Origin of the sequence: Flavobacterium luminosum (genome assembly GCF_023635005.1) — a bacterium.
Lineage (GTDB): Bacteria > Bacteroidota > Bacteroidia > Flavobacteriales > Flavobacteriaceae > Flavobacterium > Flavobacterium luminosum.
In genome coordinates, this window is record NZ_JAMLJM010000001.1 from 622,441 (window position 1) to 647,765 (window position 25,325).

Genomic DNA, 25,325 nt, shown 5'->3' on the forward strand with positions numbered 1-25,325 from the left:
TTTATACTGGAATTTGAATTTCAATAGTGGTTCCTCCACCTATTTCCGAGTTTATTTTCAGAGTTCCTTTAAACGTTTTAATTCTAGAATACATATTTCGTATTCCAATACCTTCTTTAATTTTCTTGTCGTTAAATCCACATCCATCATCTTTAATTTCCACCATAATCATGTTTTCGTTTTTGGTAATACTTATCGTAACATTTTGGGCTTTAGCATGTTTGTAAATATTTTGCAATGCTTCTTGTAGAATTCTGTACAGATTTATTTTTAGGGTACTTTCCACGTTGTTCCACTCAATAGCACTGTCTATTTCTATAACATAATTTACTCCGGAAAATTGCCTTTGACTTTCTACCAAAGAATCGACAATAGACGTAAAACTATCCGCGCCTAACACATTCTCTTGTGCAAGGTCGTGGGATATACTTCTGATTTCTTTTTCAATATCTTGAATTTGGGAAATATAATTCAAACACTTTTTTATGGTTTCTTCATCGTTCCTTTTTCCTAATATGAACAAATTCAAACGAGTACTGGTTAGTTTACTCATAATCCCATCATGGAGTTCTTGAGCAATTCTTCTCTTTTCGTTTTGACGTGCTTCGTCTATAACTTTCTGCTGATTAAGCATAAGTCTGTAAATCTCTTCATTGGCTTTTTGCTGTTCCCTCTCGAATTGTAATGCTTTATTTTTAGAATGTTGTGCTTTTGTAATGTAGACGAGTATAATTAATAGCAAAATCACGACGCTTAATACGACGACGACCCAAAGCTGTATGGAGATCTTCTTTTTCTCCGCTTCGATATAGTTTTTTTGTGTTAAGATTTCATTGGTTTCAAACTCGATTCGAGCCAGTTTGTTACGAGTCGCTCTTTCGACATCCTGAAGACTGTCTGATAAACTGATGTATCTCGATGTATATTGCGAACTCTTGACTGGATCAATTTTGGCCAAAAGTTTTAAAGCCACCAATTCGTCTTCGAATATTTTACTTCTGTTTGCCATTTTTTTTGCAGACAAACCATAAGACAACGCTCTGATGGTATCTTTTTTAAAAAGATAATACTTAGACAAATTGATCTTACTAGAAACGATACCCGGAATATTATTTAATTTCTCTCTTATTTGAAGAGATTCGTGAAACATTCCTTCGGAGGAATCGTCGTGCAGTTCTAACTTTGCCTGACCCCAATTGTTCAACAAATTGGCATACATGACAGGCTCTGAAACTTTGAAATTATCAAAATTCAATGCACTTTGAAAATAGAAAAAAGCATTGTTATAATCTGCTTTCTTAAGGTAAACTCTCCCGGTATAATTATAAGCCTGAGCCTTCAACAAAAGGTACTGAGGATCTTGCGTAAGTTCTAAAGATGTTTCATAAGCTTTTTGGTAATATTGCAAAGCTTCATCTAAGTTATTCAGCCCTTCCAATGCATTTCCTAAAGCCGAATAACAATCGTAAACTAGCCGAAGATCGTCTCCACTCTTGGCTTCTTTCAAAATATTAACTATAGCCGTTTCTGCCCCTGTAAAATCTTTTTCATGCAACAATATATTGGCCTTCCAGAACCGAACTCTTAATACTTCTGTGTTGTTTTTTACAAAGTTGTATGCCTTTTCAGATTTGGTGTAATAGAAATAAGTACTATCATTATTGAATCTATTGTAATGATAATCCCCTATGTAATACAAACTCCTTGCGATTCCCAACGTATCATTCGCTTCAGAAGTCATTTTATATAACTTTCTGGAGATTGTAAGATACATCGGATAATCCTCTGCATTGAAATACCTGCCCGCCAATTTAAAATAATTAGCTCTACTTAAAGAATCGTTGGGCGCAGCATCCATTAAAGAGAGAACCTGATTGGCATATCCAATTCTCTCTTTATTACTAAGATTAAAATCATTGGCCTTTTCTAGCAACACATCGATCTGTTTTTTAGAATCCGATATGGCTTTTTTGTCTTTCCATTCACAGGAGAAAAGACTTATTAATACACAGATGCAAATTATTTTTTTCAAATTCAAAAAGGAGCTTTAGTAATATCAAAACTACTACATTTAAAAAAATATTGCATGCGATTTGTAAGAAACTATTTTTTTTAGGCTTTTACATTAAAAACGCTTCCCTTAGGGCTTTCTTAGAACAATCAAAGGCTCTATTTCGACATTTTCTGGATTGGGTGTGTTCTCTATGAGCATAAGGCTTTGATTTCCTGAATCGATAAAAATTTCTACTTTATCAAGAGAGAGCCAAAACGCGGAAATAACAAGAACAAAAAAACTAAGGCTCAATAATACTATTTTCATTTGATTAAATATTTTAAAAGTTATTGCGGTGATACACTAAAATTTATTTATTAAGGCTTTTTTGGAACTACAAGCGGATCTATATCTTTTTCATTCTGAGATTCATCTTCTTCTCCTGAAGTTTTATAATACGACGAACCCACCATTTCATTTTCTTCGTAAGAACAAGTAGAAGGAGAAACAACCAACAAGAAAAATCCGAAACTTAAAACTATTGCTTTCATAATTTAAAAATTAAAAGGTTACTATTTGTATTTTAGATGCTCTAAAATATGAGGTTTTAAAGCACTCTCGATTACGGTTTTTCCTCATATTTTGTTAAATTAATTATATGAAAGACAGGACATTAATAATTGGAGACATCCATGGTGGACTTAGGGCCATTTCACAAATTTTTGAACGTGCGGCGGTGACTCAAAACGATACTTTGATCTTTTTAGGAGATTATATGGATGGGTGGAGTGAATCGCCTCAAGTGTTGGATTTTCTAATTGAATTAGAAAAGTCTTACAATTGTATTTTTTTAAGAGGAAACCACGACGAACTTGCTTTACATTGGTTACAAAATAATACTGATAATCCGATGTGGCTCAAGAATGGAGGTATCTCTACCGTGCTAGCTTACCAAAGCATCAGCGAAGAAACAAAACAAAAACACATCGATTTTTTGTCAAAACTGAACAATTACCATCTCGATAACTACAATCGTCTTTTCCTTCATGCTGGTTTTACCAATCTAAAAGGCGTTACCATGGAGCATTTCGTTAAGTTATTGTATTGGGATAGGACGCTTTGGGAAACGGCCTTAAGTCTTGATCCCAATTTACCCACAACTTCTATTTTCTACCCCAAACGATTAAATCTTTACAAGGAAATATACATCGGTCATACTCCGGTAACCCAAATTAACGAAACTGTGCCAGTGAACAAAGCCAATATCTGGAACATGGACACGGGTGCCGCCTATAAAGGTTCGTTAAGTATATTGGATATAGAAAGCAAAGAATTCTGGCAAAGTGATCCGGTTTACACACTCTATCCGGAGGAAAAAGGCCGAAATTAATTGGAACTCACTATATTTGTCATGATTTTTAATTTATACTAAAATGAACAAAAGAATTTTTACGTTTTTATTAGTGTTATGTCCTTTTTTAATGAATGCTCAGGAAGCTTACAGCGGAAAAGGAGATACCAAAATGCACATTGGCGCTAATATTCAAGATGGAGGAACAGGACTAAATGTTGGAACTGATTTTGGATTAGGAGATAATATTTCTATAGGATTTTCGGCCTCTTATTTATTGGATGTTAAAGAAGTTACTATAGGAACTGAAACTTTCAAACCGGAATTCAAAGACCGTATCGATGCTAAGTTCAGATTTAATGCCAACATTGGTCAAGTCTTAACGTTACCAGAACAAATGGATATTTACCCTGGATTAGATTTAGGGGTTAAAAATTTTGGAGGACACTTAGGCGTTCGCTACTTCTTCTCTGAAGGTTTTGGATTACAATCAGAATTCGGAGTGCCTTTTGCAAAATATGACACTAATGTAAAAGGGTTTGAAAAACTAAATAATCAATTTTATGCTAATCTTAGCATGGTATTCAATTTATAATGAGCATAATAGAAAAAAAACTTAAGGATCGTAGTGACTCTAAATGTGAAATCAGTGGTGCTGAACACGATTTAGTAGTCTACACTTTACCTCCTTACACGGCTGAAAGTTTAGAACATTCCGTTTTAATTGCCAAACATTTAAAAGACCAAATTGAAAACCCAGATACTACCAATGAGAACGATTGGAGAGGTTTATCGGAAAGTATGTGGAGTGAGTTTTTACCTGTTCAAGTATTATCATGGCGCATGTTAGCCCGTTTGAAAAACAACGATTTGCTCGACATGATGTACCTAGACGAAGAAGCCTTAGAATGGGCTAAAGCTACTGGTGAAGGCGAAGACGAAGAAGGAAAAATCATTCACAAAGACTCTAATGGGAATATTCTTCAAGATGGTGATTCTGTCGTTTTAATCAAAGATTTAGATGTAAAAGGCGCAAACTTTATCGCAAAACGAGGAGCTGCCGTTCATAATATCAAATTGGTTTGGGACAATCCAGAACAAATTGAAGGAAGAGTAGAAGGACAATATATTGTTATTTTGACGCAATACGTGAAGAAAACGAAGTAATCTTTTTTGTCATTCTGAACTTGTTTCTTAGTCAATTCGGAAACTCGAGTCAGAAGTTAAAAATGAGATGCTGAAACAAGTTCAGCTTGACAGAATGATATATAAAACCCTGCAAAACAAATCTTGCAGGGTTTTATTTTTATTAGTAGTTCTATTCTTTAAAGCCGCTAAAAAGTATTGACTTCTTCCTTTTTCTTGAAAGAGTGAAGATTTCGGGGTACCACAACCTTACCGTTAGTATACCGTTACTATGGAGTATCTATACTGAAGCTATTCAGTTGAGTCTTATTTTTTAGATGATTTTGATAGCTTTTGACAGGTTTTGATAGCTATTGCTCGTAAATGACTGGTTGAAGGTTAAAATATAGGAGTTTTGTTCGTATGCGCTTCGTAAAAAGGGGTAATTCTACGAACAACGTACGAAGAAAGGTAGAAGAAAATAGGACTTTACAACTTTTGAAATCTTTGAATAACGTTTAAATTCCTAATCATACGCAAACTACATGAATAATTAAAAACTAAAAACCCTGCAATCTTGCAGGGTTTTTCTATATTCTTTTTTCTTTATTCTATTCTCTTAAAAGAAAATTACAAATCAAACTTAATACCTTGTGCTAAAGGTAACGCTGTTCCGTAGTTGATAGTGTTCGTTTGTCTTCTCATGTAGGCTTTCCAAGCATCCGATCCTGACTCACGGCCACCACCGGTTTCTTTTTCACCACCAAAAGCACCACCAATTTCAGCACCAGAAGTTCCAATGTTTACGTTAGCAATACCACAATCAGAACCTGCAGCCGAGAGGAATAATTCCATTTCTCTCATACTATTGGTGAAGATCGAAGAAGATAATCCTTGAGGAACTGCATTTTGCATTTCAATCGCTTCTTCAATTGTGCTGTATTTCATTACATATAAAACGGGAGCAAATGTTTCGTGTTGTACGATTTCGAACTCATTTTTCGCTTCGATAATACATGGTTTCACATAACAGCCGCTTTCGTATCCGTTTCCTTCTAAAACGCCACCTTCTACGATGATTCTTCCGCCTTCTGCTTTTGCTTTTTCGATAGCGTTTAAGTAATCTTGTACTGCACCTTTGTCGATAAGTGGACCTACGTGATTGTTAGCATCTAATGGATTTCCAATTTTTAACTGCGCATAAGCTTTAGCTAAAACGTCTAATGTTTTATCGTAAACACTTTCGTGAACAATTAATCTACGAGTTGACGTACAACGTTGCCCTGCTGTTCCTACCGCTCCAAAAACCGCTCCTACTAATACCATGGATAAATCGGCTTCTTTAGAAACGATAATCGCATTGTTTCCACCTAATTCTAAAATGGTTTTTCCGAAACGAGACGCTACTACTTGCGATACGTGACGACCAATTCTTGTAGAACCTGTAAACGATACCAATGGAATACGTTTGTCGTTATTGATTAAATCACCCGACTCGTTACCTACTACTAAACAGCTGATTCCTTCTGGTAAATTGTTTCTCTCTAATACCGTTTGAATAATGTTTTGACAAGCAACTGCACATAAAGGTGTTTTTGAACTTGGTTTCCAAATACAAACATCACCACAAACCCAAGCCAACATTGAGTTCCAAGACCAAACCGCTACTGGGAAGTTGAAAGCCGAAATGATTCCTACTACTCCAAACGGATGCCATTGCTCATACATTCTGTGCATAGGACGCTCAGAGTGCATCGTTAAACCGTGTAATTGACGTGATAAACCTACTGCGAAATCACAGATATCTATCATTTCTTGCACTTCTCCAAGACCTTCTTGATAGGATTTACCCATTTCAAAAGACACTAATTTTCCTAATGCTTCTTTATGTTTACGCAATTCTTCTCCCATTTGACGTACGATTTCCCCTCTTTTTGGAGCTGGAACCAAACGCCAAGTTTTGAAAGCTTCTGTTGCTGATTGCATTGCTGTTTCGTAATCTTCTTTGGTAGAAGATTTTACTTTTGCAATTAACTCACCGGTTGCTGGTGAATACGATTCGATGATTTTTCCGTTAGAAAACCACTTAGAACCTGTTGAAGTTCCTTCGTTGATTTCTTTAATGCCTAATTGTTGCAATGCTTCTTGCATACCAAATTGAATTGCTGCTTCAGATATCATTTTATAACTTTTTATTCAGATTTTGTTAGATTTATGCAAAGATAAAAATATATTTTTAACTATTGTATTTAAATACAGACCGCCGATTCGCCAATTTTTTTGCAAAAACTTTGGTGTTCTTACTTTACTTTGTTATGAACTTAGGATTGGTTTCCATCACCGTACTACATTTTTGACACGTTCTCTTCTCTTCTGAGGAATAATACTCCTGAAAATGAGGAAGAAAATCTTTTTCAATATCGTGTAATTCGAAATAGACTTCGTGTAATTTATGATTACAGTTATCGCAAAACCAAAGCAAGCCATCAGTAAAACCTTTTCCTGCTCGTTTTCTTTCCACTACCAAGCCAACAGAGCCTTCGGTTCTTGCGGGAGAATGCGGTACTTTTGCCGGATGCAAATACATATCGCCAGGACCCAATTTCATCGCCTTTTTCTGACCATCTTCTTGAATGTAAATGGTGATTTCCCCTTCCAATTGATAGAATAATTCTTCGGTTTCATTGTAATGATAGTCTTTACGTGCGTTGGGTCCCCCCACAATCATCACAATATAATCTTCTGAAGTTTCATCATAAATGGTTTTGTTTCCAACGGGAGGCTTTAAGAAATGACGATTTTCATTTATCCAAGTGGCAAGATTAAAAGGTTTCTTGATAGACATGATTTATTTATTTTGGCTATAAAAATAAAAAATCCCGACGAATCGAGATTTTTTATTTTACTATTTAAATTTGATAATGTAAACGTAAGAAGGGAAGTGATCCGAGAAACCAGGGCCTGCTGAAGTATTTCGCAATGCGTATCCTTTGTACTGACCCGTTTGCTGAATCATAAACGGTTTGTTGTATACTCCCGCTTTCCAATATTTGAATGTTTGGTAATCGTCTTTTCCTTTAGGCAACAACGGTTCGGTGAAAATAATTTGATCAAAGAAATCCCAAGCATCACGATGCGCTAAAGTTCCGATTCCTTTTTTAAGCATTTTTTCAGCCGGGTTGTATAATCCTAGCGGTTTTACATCTTTTTCATCACCTTTGGCACCTAAAATCTCTTTAACACTTTTATTGTAAGGACCGTCGTTTAAATCCCCCATGGTAAAGATTTTAGCATTAGGATTGATTTTTTGTAAAGAATCAATGATTTTTCTATTTAATGCCGCCGCCGCTTGACGAAGTGGACTTGTTTTTGCTTCCCCTCCACTACGAGATGGCCAGTGATTTACGATAAAACTCATTTCTTCACCATCTAATGTTCCTGTCATTAAGATCTGATCACGAGTGTAAATTCTTTTGGTAGCTGCATCCACAACATTAGCATCGGTATCTTCTACTTTTTCTTTGTCTTTATCTTTCGCCTTTTTATCGCTCAAATCGTCAGAAATAATCAAAGGATAATTTTGATAACTACTAGGCTTGAAATATTTTTTCTGATATAAGAAACCACAATCAATACCTCTTCGGTCAGGAGAATCGAAATGAACAATTCCATAACCTAAATTAACTAATAATGGGTGTTTGATCAAGTCTTCTAGTACTGTTCTGTTTTCAATTTCCGAAACTCCTAAAATGATAGGCGCGTTTTTTTGCACTTCGCTCGTTCCTAATCCGGAGATTACTCGAGCCAAATTATCAATCTTTTTAGCATAATTTTCTGGGGTATAAATAAAATCCTCATCGTTTATTTTAGGATCATTCACTGTATCGAAAAAATTTTCGAGATTATAAAATGCTATAGTATGCACAGCATATTGCTTCCCTTGAGCATTCGCCAAAGAAGCGATTAGAATCATGAATAGTAAAGAGAAATTTTTAATTTTCATATAAGTAATGTAAAGTTTTCGTCAAATGTATTACAAAAATTATGTCAAAAGTAAATAATGTTATTAAAAAATGTACATTTGTTGCCCTGCTTTTTGAAAACACGCAGAGAACCTTAAATTAATTTTTAATTTTATTTATGAAAAAACTTGTTATTAGTACATTATTTGTATTACATGCATTTTTGGTTTTTGCTCAGCAACCTACGGGTGTTACTGGAACTGTGCTTGACGCTAAAACTCAAAATCCTTTACAAAATGTAGTGACATCTATTGTGAACACGAACTTAACTCAGGTAACGGGTCAAGACGGTAAATTTACAATCCACCATGTCGCTGTAGGTAACCAAATTCTTCAGATAAAGAGTAATGGTTACAAAGATCAGATACTAGCTGTTGAAATTACAGCTGGAAAGGTTTTAGACTTAGGTGTAATTGCTTTAGAAGAGGACATTACTTCAGAACAGCAACTAAGTTTGGTAACTATTACTGAAAATGATTTAGGAGACGACAATAGCGGTTCCGAAAGTACTTCAGGTTTATTGCAAGCTTCAAGAGATACGTATCAGCAAGCTGCTGCATTTAATTGGGGACAAGCGCGTTTTAGAATCAGAGGTTTGGATAACGAATACGGTACCACAATGATTAATGGTATCGTTATGAATAAATTATATGATGGTAGACCACAATGGGGTAACTGGGGTGGTTTGAATGATGCAACTCGTAACCAAGAATTTACTATGGGTTCTGCTCCATCGGATTACAATTTTGGTAGTGCTTTAGGAACACAAAACATCAGTACTAGAGCTTCTTCTTACAGACCTGGTTCAAGAATATCAATGTCGGGTACCAACACCAATTATAGCTGGAGAGTTATGGGTACTCATGCTTCTGGTTTAGATAAAGACGGATGGGCCTTTGCTGTTTCGGCTTCAAGAAGATGGGCTAAAGAAGGTTACTTTGAAGGTACTGACTACGGTGCAAATTCACTATTTGCTGCTGTTGAAAAGAAATTTAACGATAAACACAGTTTAAATTTAACTGCGATCTACGCACAAAACAGTAGAGGTAAAAATTCACCAAACACACAAGAAGTTAGCGACTTAATGGGTGTTAAATACAACTCTTATTGGGGATGGCAAAACGGTAAAAAAAGAAATTCTAGAGATAAAGACTTAGAAGAGCCCATTGTAATGTTATCTCATTACTGGAAAATTTCTGAAAGAACTAACCTAAACACCAATGTTGCCTTCCAAACGGGAACTATTGGAAACTCTAGATTAGACTACCAATTAGGAAACAACCCAGATCCTACTTATTACAAAAATTTACCAAGTTATTTCAATAACTTAGGAGGATATACTAATGATGATTTAACCAATGTAGCGAACACTTTTAGAGCGAACTCACAAATAGATTGGAACGCTATGTACATTGCTAATCAAAACAGTGCTTTCCCTGGAAGAAGTGTTTATGTATTGTATGAAGACAGAACCGATGATAACTTATTAAATGCAAATACCATCATCAATTCGAATCTTTCTGATAACATCAGTTTAAACGCTGGAGTTAATGTTAGAAAATTACGTTCTCACAATCACCAGAATTTATTAGACTTAATGGGAGGAGATTATTTCCTTGATATTGATCCTTTCTACTCTGGAGATGCTTCACAATCAAATTTAAACAATCCGGATAGAAAAGTTTTAGAAGGAGAGTCTTACGGATACAACTACTTGTTACGTGCTTTAACATTTGATGGATTTACACAATTCAAATTCACTTACGATAAAGCGAACTTCTACTTAGCACAATCTTTCTCTCGTACAGAATACCAAAGAGAAGGTTTATACCAAAACGGTATTTATGCTAATAACTCCTTCGGAAAAAGCAAAACGCTTAATTTTGAAAACTTCGGATTCAAAGGAGGTTTAACCTATAAATTATCAGGTCAACATTTCTTTGACTTTAACGGATTATACCAAACTAAAGCGCCAAGCTTGAGAAATTCATTCTCTAACGCTCGTTTGAATAACACAATCACACCGGATTTAAAAAGTGAAAATATCGTAAGTACTGATGCAAGTTACATCGTAAGAACACCTAAATTCAAAGGTCGTATTACTGGATTCTATTCTAAAATCACTGACGCTACAGAAATCTCTTTCTTCTACGGAGAAGGTATTGGTAGCGATGATGGAGGAGATGAGGATACCTTTGTAAGCGAAATCGTAACAGGAATCGAAAAACAAAACATGGGTGCAGAATTAGGTTTAGAATACCAAATTACACCAACTATCAAAGCTACTGCAGCGGCTTCTTATGGTCAGTACATTTTCTCTGACAATGCAAAGCTGAAAACTAATGACGATGCTTTGGCAGCTGCCGGAAACAATCCTTTAACAGATTTCGGAAAAGTATATATCAAAAACTATCACCAAGCTGGAATGCCACAAACTGCTGCCTCGTTTGGTTTAGAATATAGAGACCCTAATTTCTGGTGGATTGGTGCTAATGTTAATTACTTAGCTAATACTTATTTAGATGTAGCTAACATCTTAAGAACAGACAATTTCAGTATCGATGGAGCAACAGGAGACAACTACACTGGAGCTACCAAAGAAACAGTAAGAGATATTTTAAAACAAGAGAAATTTGACAACTTTACTTTAGTAAACTTGACAGGTGGTAAATCTTGGAGAATCAGCAAAGCAAACCGTAATACCTTAGGTTTCTTTGCCTCAGTAAATAACGTATTTGATATTGAATACAAAACAGGAGGTTTCGAACAATCTAGAAAAGCAACTTTCCCTGATTTACAAGCAGATTTAGCAAAAGGTACTCCTTCTTTCGGTCCGAAATATTTTTACGGATATGGCAGAACTTATTTTGTTAACTTCTATCTAAATTTCTAAAAAAGACACTATGAAAATGAAATTTTTAAAAACGATATTCTTGTTAACCCTTAGTTCAAGCGTTCTAACAAGTTGTGTGGGAGATGATGATTATGTGATCCCTACGGTTTTTGAGTATGCTTTCAATGAAGGCTTTGAGACTAGTCCTACAGGAAGTGGTTCTGTTGAAGTACCCATTACTTTAGATGGATGGGTTAATTATAATGCTACTTCAACACGTTTGTGGCATGCAAGAACATATAGCAATAATATTTATGCTGAATTCTCATCTAATTTCTCAGCTACGGGTAGTAATGATGAAGCTTGGTTAATAACCCCTGCTATTGATTTAACAAAATCTACTGGAGAGGCATTATCATTCGTAACAAAAACTAGATATAGTAACGGATACCCATTAACTGTTTTGGTATCTACTAATTACGATGGTACGACAGCCGGTATAGGAACTGCGACTTGGACTCCTATAACATTTACAGCTCCTACTACCAATGATGTTTTTGTTAGTAGTGGTCAAATTGATATCAGTGCGATTGAGAGCAATAATGTAAGAATTGCTTTTAAATACAAAGGAAGCAAAGCAGGTATTACAACCACTTTACAGTTAGACAACGTTAAGATTACCAAAAACTAATAGCTATGAAAAAATTAAAATTCATATTAACAACAGCCGTTATAGCTTCTTTAGTAAGTTGCGTTACAGGTGACGATTATGGTACACCAAATTTATCGAAAGAGTGTGTTAGCATAACAAAAACAAAAGAAGTTTCAGACATTACAAGTATAGCTACTGCAACTGCTACTCAATATACAACGGGTGATAACGTTGATTACATTGAGGCTTATGTAACGTCAAGCGACGAAGGTGGAAACTTTTACAAATCGATCTCAATGATTTCTACAGATGGATTGACAGGTTTCAGCATGCCGGTTGACAATTACAATTTATACACTGAGTTTGAACCGGGTAGAAAAGTAACTATCAAACTAGATAAGAATAGATATTTTAACAAACAAAACGGTTCTACTGTTATCGGATCTTCATACAACAATGGGGTAGGCAGAATTTCAGGAATAGAGTATAAAAATGTAATCTTACGCTCATGTCAAAAAGTAAATGAAAACGATATCATTAAGAACTTAACTATTGCAGATGCTAAAAACGATAAGTACATAAATTCTCTTGTCGAATTTGATGCAGTTCAGTTTTCTAATACTTCTGTTGGAAAAAAATACTATGACCCTAGTCTAAACAGCATTGGAGGAGCAACAAATCATACCATTACAGATGCAGATGGAAATACTATAATTGTAAGAGTTAGTGAATTTGCAACTTTCGCTGCAAAATCTGTACCTTCTTTAAATGGAAAAATCAGAGGAGTATTAACAAAATTCGGCAGTACTTATCAATTTATGATTAGAACCGAACTAGATGTTCAGTTAACCGGTGATAGATTTGACCCAACTGCTCCAATAGCCCCAACTGCTCCTACTAATTTATTGTTCTTAGGTGCTGATTTTGAAAACTGGGCAACATTTAATTCTTCAATAAACAGTTTCGGACTTAAACCTTATGCTGTTCAAGGTGCTGGTGCTGGTGCTGTAACTGGAAATTCTCTTCATTTGAATGGAACTCCAACAGCTAATGATTATGTGTTTACTATTTCAGCTTCTGCTCATGGAACCATTCCTGCCAACCCAAAAAAAATTACTTTTTGGATAAAAGGAACTTCTGCAAAATCGTTATCTATAAATGTATATAGATCAACTACTGGTTATGATGTATTCAATTTAGGAAGCATTAGTTCTGCAGCACCTGTTTCTTTAAGCAAAGCCGCTCTTCAAACAGGTAGTCCTTATAATGGAACAAATGCTTACACTGGTACTATTGATACCGGAGGACAATGGGCAAAAATAACTCTGAATATTTCAGATGTACAAATAAACACATCAACTACAGGCGATTTATTTGCACTAAAAGTAGGAAGTAATTCTCTTTACAATTTACACATTGACAATATAGAAATTCAATAATCTTATATTTCTCAATCTTAAAGGCTGTTCTTAAATGAATGGCCTTTTTTATTTATTACAATATGTAGCTTTAAAAGTGTTTGTAAATCACACTTGCTTTTTTACACTCGAATTTACATACCTTTGCACTCTATAAAGAAAGAATATGTTAGAAAAAGAAGTTTTTGACTTTGAAAAATCAATTATTGTTGGGATAGTAACACAAAACCAAAGTGAAGATAAACTAAACGAATATCTTGACGAATTGGAGTTTTTAACCTATACTGCTGGTGGAACCGTTATCAAACGTTTTTCACAAAAAATGGATAAACCCAATCCAAAAACGTTTGTTGGTAGTGGTAAATTGGAAGACATTAAACTTTATATTAAGGAAAACGAAATCAAAACGGTCATTTTTGATGATGAACTTACTCCTGCACAACAAAAAAACATCACCCGTGAATTAGATTGTAAAGTACTAGACCGAACCAATCTTATTCTTGATATTTTTGCGCAACGTGCCGAAACTTCTTATGCTAGAACACAAGTGGAATTAGCGCAATGCCAATATCTACTTCCTCGTTTAACAGGTATGTGGACTCACTTAGAGCGTCAACGAGGTGGAATTGGTATGCGTGGACCGGGGGAAACTGAAATTGAAACCGACCGTCGTATTGTTCGTGATAGAATCGCCTTATTGAAGGAGAAAATTAAGACCATAGACAAACAAATGGCGGTACAACGCAGTAATCGTGGCGCTATGGTTCGAGTGGCCCTTGTGGGCTATACTAACGTAGGAAAATCAACATTGATGAATGCGATAGGAAAAAGTGATGTTTTCGTAGAAAACAAATTGTTCGCCACTTTAGACACTACGGTTCGAAAAGTGGTGATCAAAAACCTTCCGTTCTTATTATCAGACACCGTTGGTTTTATCCGTAAACTACCTACTCAATTGATCGAATCTTTCAAAAGTACACTGGATGAAGTGCGTGAAGCCGATTTATTGCTGCATGTGGTTGACATTTCACACCCTGAATTTGAAGACCATATTGAATCAGTAAACCAAATTTTACAGGATATCAAAAGTGCCGATAAACCTACTATCATGGTTTTTAATAAAATTGATGCCTACAAGCACCTAACCATCGAAGCGGATGACTTAATGACGGAGAAAACGACCAAACATTACACGCTCGAGGAATGGAAACAAACTTGGATGAGTAAATTAGGTGAAAACAATACCCTATTTGTTTCAGCAACCGAAAAAGAAAACTTTGAAGAGTTCAGGGAAAAGGTTTACGAAGCGGTTCGACAAATTCATATCACCCGCTTTCCGTATAACAAATTCTTGTATCCGGATTATAAAGATGCTATTGAAAAAGAATGAAAAAAGACCTCATCACAGAGGTCTTTCTTTTTTTGATTTGTACAATGGCACTGCAGAGCAAGCTTCTCCAAACATTACACTCTTTGCTACTTGGAGTAACTTCTGAATGGCTATTGTATATACTTCATTAGGTACTTCTCTTTTAGAGCAACCTTTTAAAATGACTGGTTTTTGGAAATACTCCGTATAATCTAGCTTATTTAAAATATCCTGATACCATTCAATGATTGCGCTCTTCTTGGACCCGTGAATAACTTTAAGAGAAAAAGGAGCTAAATGAACGGCAACCAAAGCAAAAGTCCAAGCAGGCAATATGGCTTCGGTTGAACAATATAACGCCACATATTTATCTTTAAACGGAGACCAATCGGTATTTTTTAATTGTTCTCTAAATTCGGATTCTCGCAAAATAATCCCTTCTAATAACCATTGTGAAATATCTAAATCTACCACATGTTCTTCAGGGAAATAATCTTCTAAGTCGAAGACCATTAAAGAACTTTGCGCTACTTTGTTTACTATTTCGTCCATATATAGTGTCAGTAATTAGTGTTTAGGAGAATTACAAGTAAAAAGGGAAATTACAACATTCCCAATTCTAGCTTCGCTTCCTCACTCATTAAATCCTTGCTCCAAGGCGGGTCAAAAGTAATCTCCACTTCACAAGTTTTTACTTCGCCAATTTTTTCGATTTTTTCTTTAACCTCATTAGGTAAAGTTTCTGCTACAGGGCAATTAGGCGATGTTAATGTCATTAAGATTTTTACATCCATATCTTCATTGACATATACATCATAAATCAAACCCAGTTCATAAATATCTACGGGAATTTCTGGATCGTAAATCGTTTTTAAAACTTTTACTACCTCTTCTCCTAAATTGATTGTATCGTTAAATTCTTCCATATTACTATTATTTTTAACATATAAGTCATATAAGTTAATCCCATAGTGTCTTATATATTTCGTTTACAAATGTTTGTTGTCCTTCGTAGTAGATGTTCTTAACATTAAAATTAATTAATAAACCTATTGGTTTTACTAATAAGTTCATATAAGTCAAAAGCTGCGCTTCGTAAATTGGATTCATTTCTGCAACTGCTTTCAATTCAACCACTAAAATATTTTCAACTAAAATATCACATCGCAGTTTTGAATCCAATTCGAATCCCTTATAATTTATTGGAATATTGAATTCTGAAATCAAATTTATATTTCGCAATTCCAATTCTTTTATTAAGCACTTATGATAAACCGTTTCTAATAATCCTGGCCCTAATCTTTTATGAACTTCAATAGCCGCTCCATTAACTCGATAAACTAAATCTTTTAATTGTGTCTTTGTTACATTTTTCATGGCGTGTATTAATTTTTGTGGTGTATATCATAGGGTAAAACTTAGATGGCTTATATGTTTAATTTATTTCGTTACTGCTTCGCTTGAAAAGCCAAAGCATACATTTTTATCTGTTTGATCATTGAAACCAAGCCATTTGCTCTAGTAGGCGACAAGTGTTCTTTCAAACCAATTTCGTCTATAAATTGAGTATCAGCATCCAGAATGGCTTGAGGCGACTGATTGGAAAAAGCTCTGATTAAAATGGCTATTATTCCCTTGGTCAAAATCGCATCACTATCGGCAGTGAAAACCACTTTTCCGTCTTGTTCCTCTGCATGTACCCAAACTTTAGATTGACAGCCTTTGATGATGTTTTCGTCTGTCTTGTATTTCTCATCGATTAGAGGAAGGGATTTCCCCAATTCGATGATATATTCGTAGCGCTGCATCCAATCGTCAAACATTGAAAATTCGTCAACGATTTCTTCTTGTATTTCTTTAATTGTCATTGTATTATTCTTGAACCGTATAAGAAACTAATTTTTCTATCAATTTTGCTATTTCAGCGGGTGGATTTCCATGGTCAAAATCGACCGTTTTGAATTCTTTTCCCGACTTTGTTATTTTTAGATTGGCTATGGCAGCACCATCATAGAAACGTTTTTGAGAAGGATCCTTCAAATTGGGCAAATTCTCTAATGCAACACCATCTAATAAAAGATCTAACTCTTTAGCTTGAGCTTTTGTTAATGAAACAGTATTGAAGAGATCTGAACCTCTTTGATTCGTAAAATAAGCTACTCCATTACTATACTTCACTTTGAGATAAAATCCTCTAGTATTTGCTTCGTATTCGGTCTCTATCATAGCTTGGTGCTGATTATTAGTTGCTTTATTTTCCGAATGAGTTCCGTTTGAAACTATTGTTTGTTCCTGTGTCACTATATCAGATGTTACCTTTTTACATTTGCAAGAAATCAACAAGGTAACTATTGACAATGTGATAAGTGCTACTTTTTTCATAATGAATAGATTTATGCTAAGAAAGCATCGTTTTGGCTTTCTTCACGGAATCTACAAAGATATCAATTTCTTCTTTGGTATTGTAGAACGAAAAGCTGGCACGTACGGTTCCCGGAATGTTAAAATAATTCATAATGGGTTGTGTACAATGATGTCCCGTGCGAACCGCTACCCCTAATTTGTCGATGATCGTTCCGATATCGTATGGGTGGATTCCCTCAATATTGAAAGATACTACCGACGTTTTATTTTCGGAAGTTCCGTAGATTTTCAGCCCTTCTATTTCCAACAATTTGGCTGTGGCATAAGCCAATAACTCTTTTTCCTGCTTTTGAATATTTTCGAAACCTATTCCGTTCAGATAATCAATCGCAGTACCTAAAGCAATACCATCCGCAATATTAGGAGTGCCTGCTTCAAATTTATGAGGCAAATCAGCATAAGTAGTTTTTTCAAAAGTGACTTCTTTAATCATCTCACCACCCCCCATATACGGAGGCAATTGATTGAGCCATGCTTCCTTTCCGTATAAAATTCCAACACCCGTCGGACCACAGATTTTATGACCCGAGAACACATAAAAATCACAATCCAAGGCCTGTACATCCGGTCGAAGGTGAGGCGTTGCCTGAGCCCCATCTATTAGAACCGCGGCCCCAACATGGTGTGCCTTGGCAATGATTTCTTCGATGGGATTAATAGTCCCCAAAGCATTTGAAATATGATTCACTGCTACGATTTTTGTCTTCTCAGAAAGCAAACGATCGTATTCTTCCATAATGAGTTCCCCTTTGTCATTCATGGGAATCACTACCAAAGTAGCCCCTGTACGTTCACACAAAAATTGCCACGGCACAATATTACTGTGATGCTCTAAGGCGGAAACCATAATTTCGTCCCCGGCTTTTATTAATGCAGTAAAACTACTCGCTACCAAATTGATACCTTGTGTCGTCCCTGATGTAAAAATCACTTCATGGCTGTGTTTCGCATTAATGTGCTGCTGCACTTTTCCTCTTGACACCTCGTAGGCATCAGTAGCCAATTGACTTAACGTATGAACTCCACGATGAATATTAGCATTAATTTCTTTGTAATAGTTCGAAATAGCATCTATTACCACTTGCGGTTTTTGTGATGTTGCACCATTATCAAAATAAATTAATGGCTTACCATTAACCGTACAATTTAAGATGGGAAAATCGGCTCTTATTTTCTGGATATCTAACATTGTATTATTTAGAATTTTTCTAAATACAAAAATAGTTATTTGGCCATGAATAGACGAAGGAAATTCGATAAATCTTTTTTATGATTTGATAATCAGAAAAATTCACAAATTCAGGACAAATACTTAAATTGCATAAAAATCATTAGTATGAAGAAAATTCTAGGCTATGCTGCTTTAGCCGTTGTGGGTATTTTGGGCACTGCTTTTTATGTGAACTATCCGAAACTAGATTTAATTTCGGGGTTTTCAGCCAAAAGTGTTGCCTCCGGTCACTTTCTGGACAACAGATCTTTAGAAGTTATTGAAAAAGGCGATAACGATATCGACCTAATCCAATTAGCCACTAACGAAATAAATGAAAAAGAAAAAGCCGCGGAATCCTCTGTCTATGGTTTTAAAAACAGAAAAGCTATTTACCGAGAAGGATTGGGAGCAGTTTTGATTAATGATGAATATGATGCTTCTAAACCGTATTTGGTACCCAAAAGAACCATCACAAGTAATACATCTATTCCTTTTCCTTATGGCGATGGCGAACCATTACCAGGTACTTTTAGCAATATTGATTACAACCGATTAAACAAGGCCGTTGCTCAAGCTTTTGCACCAAATGAAGAAGGAAAAAAATGTACCCGAGCCGTTGTAGTAGTGTACAAAGACCAAATTATAGCTGAAAAATATGCTCCGGGTTTTTCGAAAGATTCCAGATTGATTGGCTGGTCCATGACAAAAAGTATTACCGCTACCTTATTCGGAATTTTACAAAAACAAGGAAAACTTAACATCAATCAACCGGCTCCCATTGCCGAATGGCAAAATGACGAACGCAAAAACATTACCATTCATAACTTATTACAGATGAATTCTGGTTTGGAATGGGACGAAAACTACGATGACATTTCGGATGTAACCAAAATGCTGTTTCAGGAAAGCGACATGACTGTCTCGCAAATCCATAAACCGCTGGTAGGTAAACCCAATGCAAGTTGGAATTATTCTTCGGGAACGACCAATTTATTATCGGGTATCCTCAGAAAACAATTTAAAACCCATCAGGAATATTTAGATTTTTGGTACCGTGGATTAATCGATAAAATTGGGATGCATTCGATGCTGATTGAAGCCGATTTGAAAGGAAATTACATTGGTTCTTCTTATGCCTGGGCCAATGCTCGCGATTGGGCAAAATTCGGGTTGTTATACTTACACAAAGGAAACTGGAATGGAGAACAATTATTTGATCCAACTTGGTCAAAATATGTGGCTACTCCGACTCCCACTTCAGAAAATCAATATGGCGCGCAATTTTGGTTAAATGCGGGAGGCAAAATGCCCGATGTACCCCGAGATGTTTATTATGCCGACGGATTTCAGGGACAACGCGTCTTCATCATTCCGTCTCACGACATGGTAGTGGTGCGTTTAGGCTACGACCACATCGATTTGAATGCATTGGTGAAAGAAATTTTAGCTAGTGTGAAGCAATAAAAAAAAGAGGCTGTCCTTTTGAGACAGCCTCTTTACTATTTTATCGACTATTATAAATCAAAACCCATTTTCACGCCTAACTTATCGGCGATGATACGGGCGATTTTAGCTTTTAATTCCGGTATTTTGATACTTGAAGTTACTTCACTGGTAAAAGCATACATCAATAACGCTTTGGCTTCTTTTTTAGGAATTCCGCGTTGTTGCATGTAGAACATCGCGCTTTCATCTAACTGTCCAATCGTACAACCGTGGGAACATTTTACATCATCGGCAAAAATTTCCAATTGTGGTTTTGCGTTGATGGTAGCTTTATCACCAATTAAAATGTTGTTATTTTGTTGGAAGGCATCGGTTTTTTGGGCTTCTTTTTCAACATAAATTTTACCATTGAAAACACCTGTGGATTGCCCGTCTAAGATCGTCTTATAATTTTGATGACTTTCGCAATTGGGTTGCGCATGATGCACCAAAGTATAATGATCTACGTGTTGTTTATCACCAATAATAGTAATTCCTTTCAAGGTAGAATCGATTCGTTCGCCTTGGTGATAAAAATTCAAGTTGTTTCTGGTGATGTTTCCACCAAACGAAAACGTATGTACCGCTACTCTACTCTCTTGTTTTTGTGCAATGTACGTATTGTCAATCAAATTGGCAGTTTGCACATCATTTTGAATTTTGTAATAATCAACAATCGCACGTTTTTGAGCAAAAATTTCGGTTACCGAGTTTGTTAAAACGGGATTCGAATTCAAACTTTGATGACGTTCTACGATTTGCACGTGAGCGTTTTCTCCAACGATTACTAAATTTCGAGGTTGCACCATTAAAGCCGCTTCATTTCCGGTAGAGAAATAGATGATTTCGATAGGTTTCTCCACCACTTTACTTTTTGGAATATTGATGTAAGCGCCTTCCAATGAAAAAGCCGTATTTAAAGAAGTTAAACTCTCTTCTTTGCTCGCAATTTGATTGAAATACGTATCAATTACCATTTTATATTTCGGTTTGGTCAATGCCGAAGACATCAAACAAACATCTAAACCTTCATGCGTAGTAGAAGATAAAAACGAACTAAAAATTCCGTCGATGAAAACTACTTTGTAGGTATCAATTTCGTGTAAGAAATACTTTTTTACGTCTTTAAATTCGATTGCATTATCCTTTTTTGGGAAAACCGAAAAATCATTTTTCAAAATGGCATTTAACGAGGTGTATTTCCAAGCTTCCTCTTTTTTGGTTGGGAAACCTTTGTTTTCGAAATTTTTTATGGCGTGATTTCGAACTTCGTGCAAATCTTCATTGTCTTTGATTTTTTCTTCAAAGGCCATGAAAGAAGCTAACATTTTTTCTTTCAACTCCATATTATGCGGTTTGCTCTTGTTTAATCCAATCGTATCCTTTTTCTTCTAATTCTAAAGCCAAATCAGCTCCACCCGTTTTTACGATTTTTCCGTCCATTAAAACGTGAACGAAATCTGGAACGATATAGTCTAACAAACGTTGGTAGTGCGTAATTACTAATACCGCGTTGTTTTCGTTTTTCAATTTGTTTACACCATTGGCAACAATTCGTAACGCATCGATATCCAAACCTGAATCCGTTTCATCCAAAATTGCGATTTTTGGTTCTAACATGGCCATTTGGAAAATTTCGTTACGTTTCTTTTCACCACCCGAAAAACCTTCGTTTAGAGAACGTGACAAAAATTTTCTGTCCATTTCTAACAACTCTGATTTTTCACGGATTTTCTTCAACATTTCATTCGCTGGCATTTCTTCTTCGCCATTCGCTTTGCGCTTTTCATTAATAGCTGTTTTGATGAAATTCGTTACCGAAACACCTGGAATTTCCACTGGATATTGGAACGATAAGAACACGCCTTTGTGTGCTCTTTCTTCAGGAGCTAATTCTGAAATTTCTTCTCCGTCTAAAAAGATTTCACCTTCAGTTACTTCGTAATTTTCGTTTCCAGCAATGATAGAAGATAAAGTAGATTTTCCGGCACCGTTAGGCCCCATAATCGCATGCACTTCTCCTGCTTTAATTTCAAGGTTAATCCCTTTTAATATGTCTTTGTCTTCTACCGAAGCGTGTAAGTTTTTTATCTGTAACATTTTGTAAATGTGTTATATATTCGAATTTATGATTGACTATCCTACTGAACCTTCTAACGAAATTTCTAATAATTTCTGTGCTTCTACAGCAAATTCCATAGGTAATTTATTCAATACTTCTTTACTAAAACCATTTACGATTAAGGCAATGGCTTTTTCGGTTGGGATTCCGCGTTGGTTACAATAGAACACTTGGTCTTCTCCAATTTTTGAAGTCGTAGCTTCGTGTTCAATTTTTGCTGAAGCATTTTTACTTTCGATGTACGGGAAGGTGTGTGCTCCACAATTATTTCCCATCAAAAGTGAATCACATTGCGAGAAATTACGAGCATTTTCAGCTCTTGCTCCAATTTGCACTAATCCTCTATAACTGTTTTGTGATTTTCCGGCAGAAATACCTTTTGAAATAATGGTAGATTTAGTGTTTTTACCCAAATGAATCATCTTGGTTCCGGTATCCGCTTGTTGAAAGTTATTGGTAACCGCAATCGAATAAAATTCTCCGATGGAATTATCACCTTTTAATACACATGAAGGGTATTTCCAGGTTACGGCAGAACCTGTTTCTACCTGTGTCCAAGAAATTTTAGCATTTTTCTCACACAAACCTCTTTTGGTCACGAAGTTGAAAACCCCGCCTTTACCTTCTTTATTTCCGGGATACCAGTTTTGAACGGTTGAATATTTGATTTCAGCATCATCCAACGCGATTAATTCTACCACTGCAGCGTGCAATTGGTTTTCGTCACGACTTGGTGCGGTACAGCCTTCTAGGTAAGAAACATAACTTCCTTCATCCGCAATTACTAAGGTACGCTCAAACTGACCGGTTCCACCTTGATTGATACGGAAATAGGTAGACAATTCCATAGGGCAACGAACACCTTTTGGAATGTAACAGAAACTTCCATCTGAGAACACTGCCGAATTTAAAGCCGCATAGAAATTGTCTTTCTGCGGTACCACAGTTCCCAAATATTTTTTAACCAATTCCGGATGTTCCTGAATGGCCTCGGAGATACTCATGAAAATAATGCCTTTTTCAGCTAATGTTTTTTTGAAAGTCGTTGCCACGGAAACCGAATCGACCACAATATCCATTGCCACACCCGCTAACTTTTTTTGTTCATCTAGTGAAATCCCTAATTTTTTGAAGGTTTCCAATAGTTCGGGATCTACCTCATCCAGACTCGCATATTTATCTTTTTTCTTAGGTGCCGAATAATAGGATACCGCCTGAAAATCGGGTTTTTCGTAATTTACGTTGGCCCATTCCGGTTCTTCCATTTGCTGCCAGGCACGAAACGCCTCTAAACGCCAGTCGGTCATCCATTGTGGCTCGTTTTTCTTTTTAGAAATAGCACGAACAATATCTTCATTTAAACCCGCAGGAAATGTTTCCGATTCGATATCGGTATAAAATCCGTATTCGTATTCTTTATTTTCTAATTCGACTTTTAAATCGTCTTCTGTATACTTACTCATATTTTTTGATTTATAGAGAGAAACTCTCTCCACATCCACAAGTTCTTTGTGCATTTGGATTGTTAAAAACAAATCCTTTTCCGTTTAAACCTCCAGAATATTCTAGTATGGTTCCTACTAAATATAAAAACGATTTTTTTTCTACGGCAATTTTTACATTGTTGTCCTCAAAAATTTTATCGTTTTCATTGATCTCTTTATCGAATTTTAATTCATAAGACAAACCTGAGCATCCGCCACTTTTAACCCCAACTCTAACGTAATCGTTAACCGGGTCAAAACCATCGTCTTTCATCATATCGATTATTTTCTTACTTGCTGATTCTGAAACCTTAATCATACCTAATTTTGATTTTGTCTAAATTAACGGCAAAGATATAACATAAAAAGCCTTTTTCATAATTACTAACATTTTTATAACTAATTGAAGAATAAAAATTATTTATATCCGTTTTTAACCTTTAAGTCTACTGCTAAACTCAAAATCATAAAACGTTAAAAATTCCGAACTTGAGATATAATAAAATTCTTATATTTGGAAGATCCAAAATCTACAAAACCATGACCAAAAAACCAATTTTAGCCTTGTTTTTCAGTGGTTTACTCACCATAACAGGCTGCGCGACATTACCCATTCAAGAACAAAAACCAAATGAAACTGTTGGAATAAATCTTCAAAAACAACGCGCCATGGTTTTTTACAAACAAACCGACAGTGGTGAAAAAACGGGCAAACATGACTCTATATACCATCGTTTTTTAGCGCACTTTGGCAACACGAATGAATTAAAAATCATAGCGCCTAAAAAGAATGAAATCATAAAATTCACGAATGATAAGGACTATTATTTTCAGAACAAAAAAACAAATCCTTCCTTAGGCTTAATGCTCTCTAATGGAAAAGACATCCCGAAAGTGGTAAGCAATCCCAGTCGATACATAGAAGAATTTGAAAAATATTTCGACACTCCTTTCCGAGACCAAGTGTACTATAAAGAACGAAAAGAAAGAATCAAAAAGCAAAATATCCAAAAAGCGCAGGATATCTTAAAGGCAAATTATGTTGTGATTAAAGAATATGCATCCGCCATTCAGAAAAATCCCTACTCCCTTTACATTCCTAAAAAAAGGTTTAATCCAAAATGTAAAAATGATGTGATCGTAATTAATGAATATTATGATAGCTCTAAAAAAAGAAAAACCGGATTACAAATTGTAGAATTATACGATAAGAACAATCAAATCATCAAAAGAACCCAACTTCAGAACAAAACCTTAAAAGAAGAAGTCACCTATTACAGAGATTCTTTTAGTTTGATTGACAGCATTATTAAAATTGATGCGAAAGGAATCAAAACCAAAGAAATATTCAAATACAATAACGGTTATTTTGCCATTCTTTCGGAAGAAAACAAGAAAGTCTATCTCAAGGCATTTTACAAGCTTGATCCTAATACATTTTTACCCGTATATGGAGAAAAATACGATGCCGGTGGCGAGATGGAAGGTTTCCCTAAATATTACAAATACGACAATCTCAACAGAATCATCGAAGAAGACGAAGGAGTATTCAAAATCCTATATAACTACAAGAGTCCGACAGATCTCAACTATTCGAATTTCAAAAAGGTAGAAAACAAAAAAATAGTGGCCGAAAAAAACATCGTTTTCAACAAGAAAAAGCAAAGGGTAGAAATTAAACAAGACGGGAAAACCGTTTCAAAGTCTATAACCAGAACCGAATTTTCGAAATGCAAAGAAACCCGATTAGAATATAACAATGGTAAATTCTCCTCTTGTTTTGAATATAATTACCAATAAAAAGAAAATTTATCTCAGCTAATCCCTATTTTTG

Annotated in this window: 25 protein-coding genes; 9 read left to right on the top strand and 16 right to left on the bottom strand. The window is 35.5% G+C overall.

What is annotated here, in order from left to right:
• Position 1 precedes the first annotated feature (1 nt).
• The 3 genes from NAT50_RS02880 to NAT50_RS02890 form a co-directional block, all read right to left on the bottom strand.
• Positions 2 to 2,032 (bottom strand): tetratricopeptide repeat-containing sensor histidine kinase, encoded by a 2,031-nt coding sequence (locus tag NAT50_RS02880; RefSeq protein WP_250591275.1) that lies wholly within the window; start codon positions 2,030 to 2,032, stop codon positions 2 to 4.
• A gap of 108 nt (positions 2,033 to 2,140) precedes the next feature.
• Positions 2,141 to 2,320, bottom strand: a complete 180-nt coding sequence (locus tag NAT50_RS02885; RefSeq protein WP_250591276.1) for a hypothetical protein — start codon at positions 2,318 to 2,320, stop codon at positions 2,141 to 2,143.
• 50 nt (positions 2,321 to 2,370) lie between these two features.
• A complete protein-coding gene (locus NAT50_RS02890; protein ID WP_250591277.1) occupies positions 2,371 to 2,544 on the bottom strand; it encodes a hypothetical protein in 174 nt (57 codons plus the stop codon).
• A 107-nt stretch (positions 2,545 to 2,651) separates the two neighbouring features.
• Between NAT50_RS02890 and NAT50_RS02895 the strand changes: the two genes are divergently transcribed.
• Genes NAT50_RS02895 through NAT50_RS02905 form a run of 3 tightly spaced genes read left to right on the top strand, consistent with a single transcriptional unit; the run spans position 2,652 to position 4,511 of the window.
• Entirely contained in the window at positions 2,652 to 3,383 is a 732-nt protein-coding gene (locus tag NAT50_RS02895; RefSeq protein ID WP_250591279.1) for a metallophosphoesterase, read from the top strand.
• Positions 3,384 to 3,426: 43 nt separating this feature from the next.
• Complete coding sequence (locus NAT50_RS02900; protein ID WP_250591281.1) at positions 3,427 to 3,939, top strand: DUF6646 family protein; 513 nt, start codon at positions 3,427 to 3,429, stop codon at positions 3,937 to 3,939.
• Positions 3,939 to 4,511 (top strand): PhnA domain-containing protein, encoded by a 573-nt coding sequence (locus NAT50_RS02905; protein WP_250591283.1) that lies wholly within the window; start codon positions 3,939 to 3,941, stop codon positions 4,509 to 4,511. Before NAT50_RS02900 ends, NAT50_RS02905 begins: the two co-directional genes overlap by 1 nt.
• A 588-nt stretch (positions 4,512 to 5,099) precedes the next feature.
• On the opposite strand, the gene amaB is transcribed toward NAT50_RS02905, so the two are convergent.
• From amaB to NAT50_RS02920, 3 genes are all read right to left on the bottom strand, one after another.
• A complete protein-coding gene (gene amaB, locus NAT50_RS02910; protein WP_262918568.1) occupies positions 5,100 to 6,650 on the bottom strand; it encodes an L-piperidine-6-carboxylate dehydrogenase in 1,551 nt (516 codons plus the stop codon).
• A gap of 124 nt (positions 6,651 to 6,774) precedes the next feature.
• Entirely contained in the window at positions 6,775 to 7,314 is a 540-nt protein-coding gene (locus tag NAT50_RS02915) for a 3-hydroxyanthranilate 3,4-dioxygenase (RefSeq protein ID WP_250591285.1), read from the bottom strand.
• 60 nt (positions 7,315 to 7,374) lie between these two features.
• A complete protein-coding gene (locus tag NAT50_RS02920; protein ID WP_250591287.1) occupies positions 7,375 to 8,472 on the bottom strand; it encodes an endonuclease/exonuclease/phosphatase family protein in 1,098 nt (365 codons plus the stop codon).
• Positions 8,473 to 8,609: 137 nt separating this feature from the next.
• Here NAT50_RS02920 and NAT50_RS02925 point away from each other — a divergent pair, with 137 nt between their 5' ends.
• The 4 genes from NAT50_RS02925 to hflX all read left to right on the top strand — a co-directional run bounded on the left by NAT50_RS02925 (position 8,610) and on the right by hflX (position 14,784).
• Positions 8,610 to 11,384 carry a TonB-dependent receptor gene (locus NAT50_RS02925; protein ID WP_250591289.1) on the top strand — a complete coding sequence of 925 codons (2,775 nt, stop codon included), beginning with the start codon at positions 8,610 to 8,612 and terminating at the stop codon, positions 11,382 to 11,384.
• A 10-nt stretch (positions 11,385 to 11,394) separates the two neighbouring features.
• Positions 11,395 to 12,015, top strand: coding sequence for a choice-of-anchor J domain-containing protein (locus NAT50_RS02930; protein ID WP_250591291.1), 621 nt, complete (start codon positions 11,395 to 11,397; stop codon positions 12,013 to 12,015).
• Between the two features lie 5 nt (positions 12,016 to 12,020).
• Positions 12,021 to 13,415, top strand: coding sequence for a DUF5689 domain-containing protein (locus tag NAT50_RS02935; RefSeq protein ID WP_250591293.1), 1,395 nt, complete (start codon positions 12,021 to 12,023; stop codon positions 13,413 to 13,415).
• 145 nt (positions 13,416 to 13,560) lie between these two features.
• A complete protein-coding gene (gene hflX, locus NAT50_RS02940) occupies positions 13,561 to 14,784 on the top strand; it encodes a GTPase HflX (protein WP_250591295.1) in 1,224 nt (407 codons plus the stop codon).
• A gap of 12 nt (positions 14,785 to 14,796) precedes the next feature.
• Here the strand turns inward: hflX and NAT50_RS02945 are convergent, their stop codons facing one another.
• The 6 genes from NAT50_RS02945 to NAT50_RS02970 form a co-directional block, all read right to left on the bottom strand.
• Entirely contained in the window at positions 14,797 to 15,315 is a 519-nt protein-coding gene (locus tag NAT50_RS02945; protein WP_250591297.1) for a DUF2480 family protein, read from the bottom strand.
• Between the two features lie 50 nt (positions 15,316 to 15,365).
• Complete coding sequence (locus NAT50_RS02950; protein WP_250591299.1) at positions 15,366 to 15,689, bottom strand: SUF system Fe-S cluster assembly protein; 324 nt, start codon at positions 15,687 to 15,689, stop codon at positions 15,366 to 15,368.
• A 34-nt stretch (positions 15,690 to 15,723) separates the two neighbouring features.
• Positions 15,724 to 16,140 (bottom strand): GxxExxY protein, encoded by a 417-nt coding sequence (locus NAT50_RS02955; RefSeq protein WP_250591301.1) that lies wholly within the window; start codon positions 16,138 to 16,140, stop codon positions 15,724 to 15,726.
• A gap of 71 nt (positions 16,141 to 16,211) precedes the next feature.
• Complete coding sequence (locus tag NAT50_RS02960) at positions 16,212 to 16,631, bottom strand: SufE family protein (RefSeq protein WP_250591303.1); 420 nt, start codon at positions 16,629 to 16,631, stop codon at positions 16,212 to 16,214.
• A 4-nt stretch (positions 16,632 to 16,635) separates the two neighbouring features.
• Positions 16,636 to 17,145, bottom strand: coding sequence for a hypothetical protein (locus NAT50_RS02965; protein ID WP_250591305.1), 510 nt, complete (start codon positions 17,143 to 17,145; stop codon positions 16,636 to 16,638).
• Positions 17,146 to 17,161: 16 nt separating this feature from the next.
• Positions 17,162 to 18,376 carry an aminotransferase class V-fold PLP-dependent enzyme gene (locus tag NAT50_RS02970; RefSeq protein ID WP_250591307.1) on the bottom strand — a complete coding sequence of 405 codons (1,215 nt, stop codon included), beginning with the start codon at positions 18,374 to 18,376 and terminating at the stop codon, positions 17,162 to 17,164.
• 147 nt (positions 18,377 to 18,523) lie between these two features.
• Here NAT50_RS02970 and NAT50_RS02975 point away from each other — a divergent pair, with 147 nt between their 5' ends.
• Positions 18,524 to 19,864 carry a serine hydrolase domain-containing protein gene (locus NAT50_RS02975; protein ID WP_250591309.1) on the top strand — a complete coding sequence of 447 codons (1,341 nt, stop codon included), beginning with the start codon at positions 18,524 to 18,526 and terminating at the stop codon, positions 19,862 to 19,864.
• A 50-nt stretch (positions 19,865 to 19,914) separates the two neighbouring features.
• Here the strand turns inward: NAT50_RS02975 and sufD are convergent, their stop codons facing one another.
• The 4 genes from sufD to NAT50_RS02995 are packed head-to-tail and all read right to left on the bottom strand — an operon-like array spanning position 19,915 to position 23,810.
• Positions 19,915 to 21,231: a Fe-S cluster assembly protein SufD gene (gene sufD / locus NAT50_RS02980; RefSeq protein WP_250591311.1), complete on the bottom strand. Its 1,317-nt coding sequence runs from the start codon at positions 21,229 to 21,231 to the stop codon at positions 19,915 to 19,917.
• Between the two features lies 1 nt (position 21,232).
• Entirely contained in the window at positions 21,233 to 21,985 is a 753-nt protein-coding gene (sufC, locus tag NAT50_RS02985; RefSeq protein ID WP_250591313.1) for a Fe-S cluster assembly ATPase SufC, read from the bottom strand.
• Positions 21,986 to 22,021: 36 nt separating this feature from the next.
• Entirely contained in the window at positions 22,022 to 23,470 is a 1,449-nt protein-coding gene (gene sufB, locus NAT50_RS02990; protein ID WP_250591315.1) for a Fe-S cluster assembly protein SufB, read from the bottom strand.
• Between the two features lie 10 nt (positions 23,471 to 23,480).
• The gene (locus tag NAT50_RS02995; RefSeq protein WP_250591317.1) at positions 23,481 to 23,810 is read right to left on the bottom strand and encodes a HesB/IscA family protein; all 330 of its coding nucleotides are present in this window, start codon (positions 23,808 to 23,810) and stop codon (positions 23,481 to 23,483) included.
• Positions 23,811 to 24,031: 221 nt separating this feature from the next.
• On the opposite strand from NAT50_RS02995, the gene NAT50_RS03000 reads away from it, so the two are divergent.
• Entirely contained in the window at positions 24,032 to 25,291 is a 1,260-nt protein-coding gene (locus NAT50_RS03000; protein ID WP_250591319.1) for a hypothetical protein, read from the top strand.
• Positions 25,292 to 25,325: the final 34 nt, after the last annotated feature.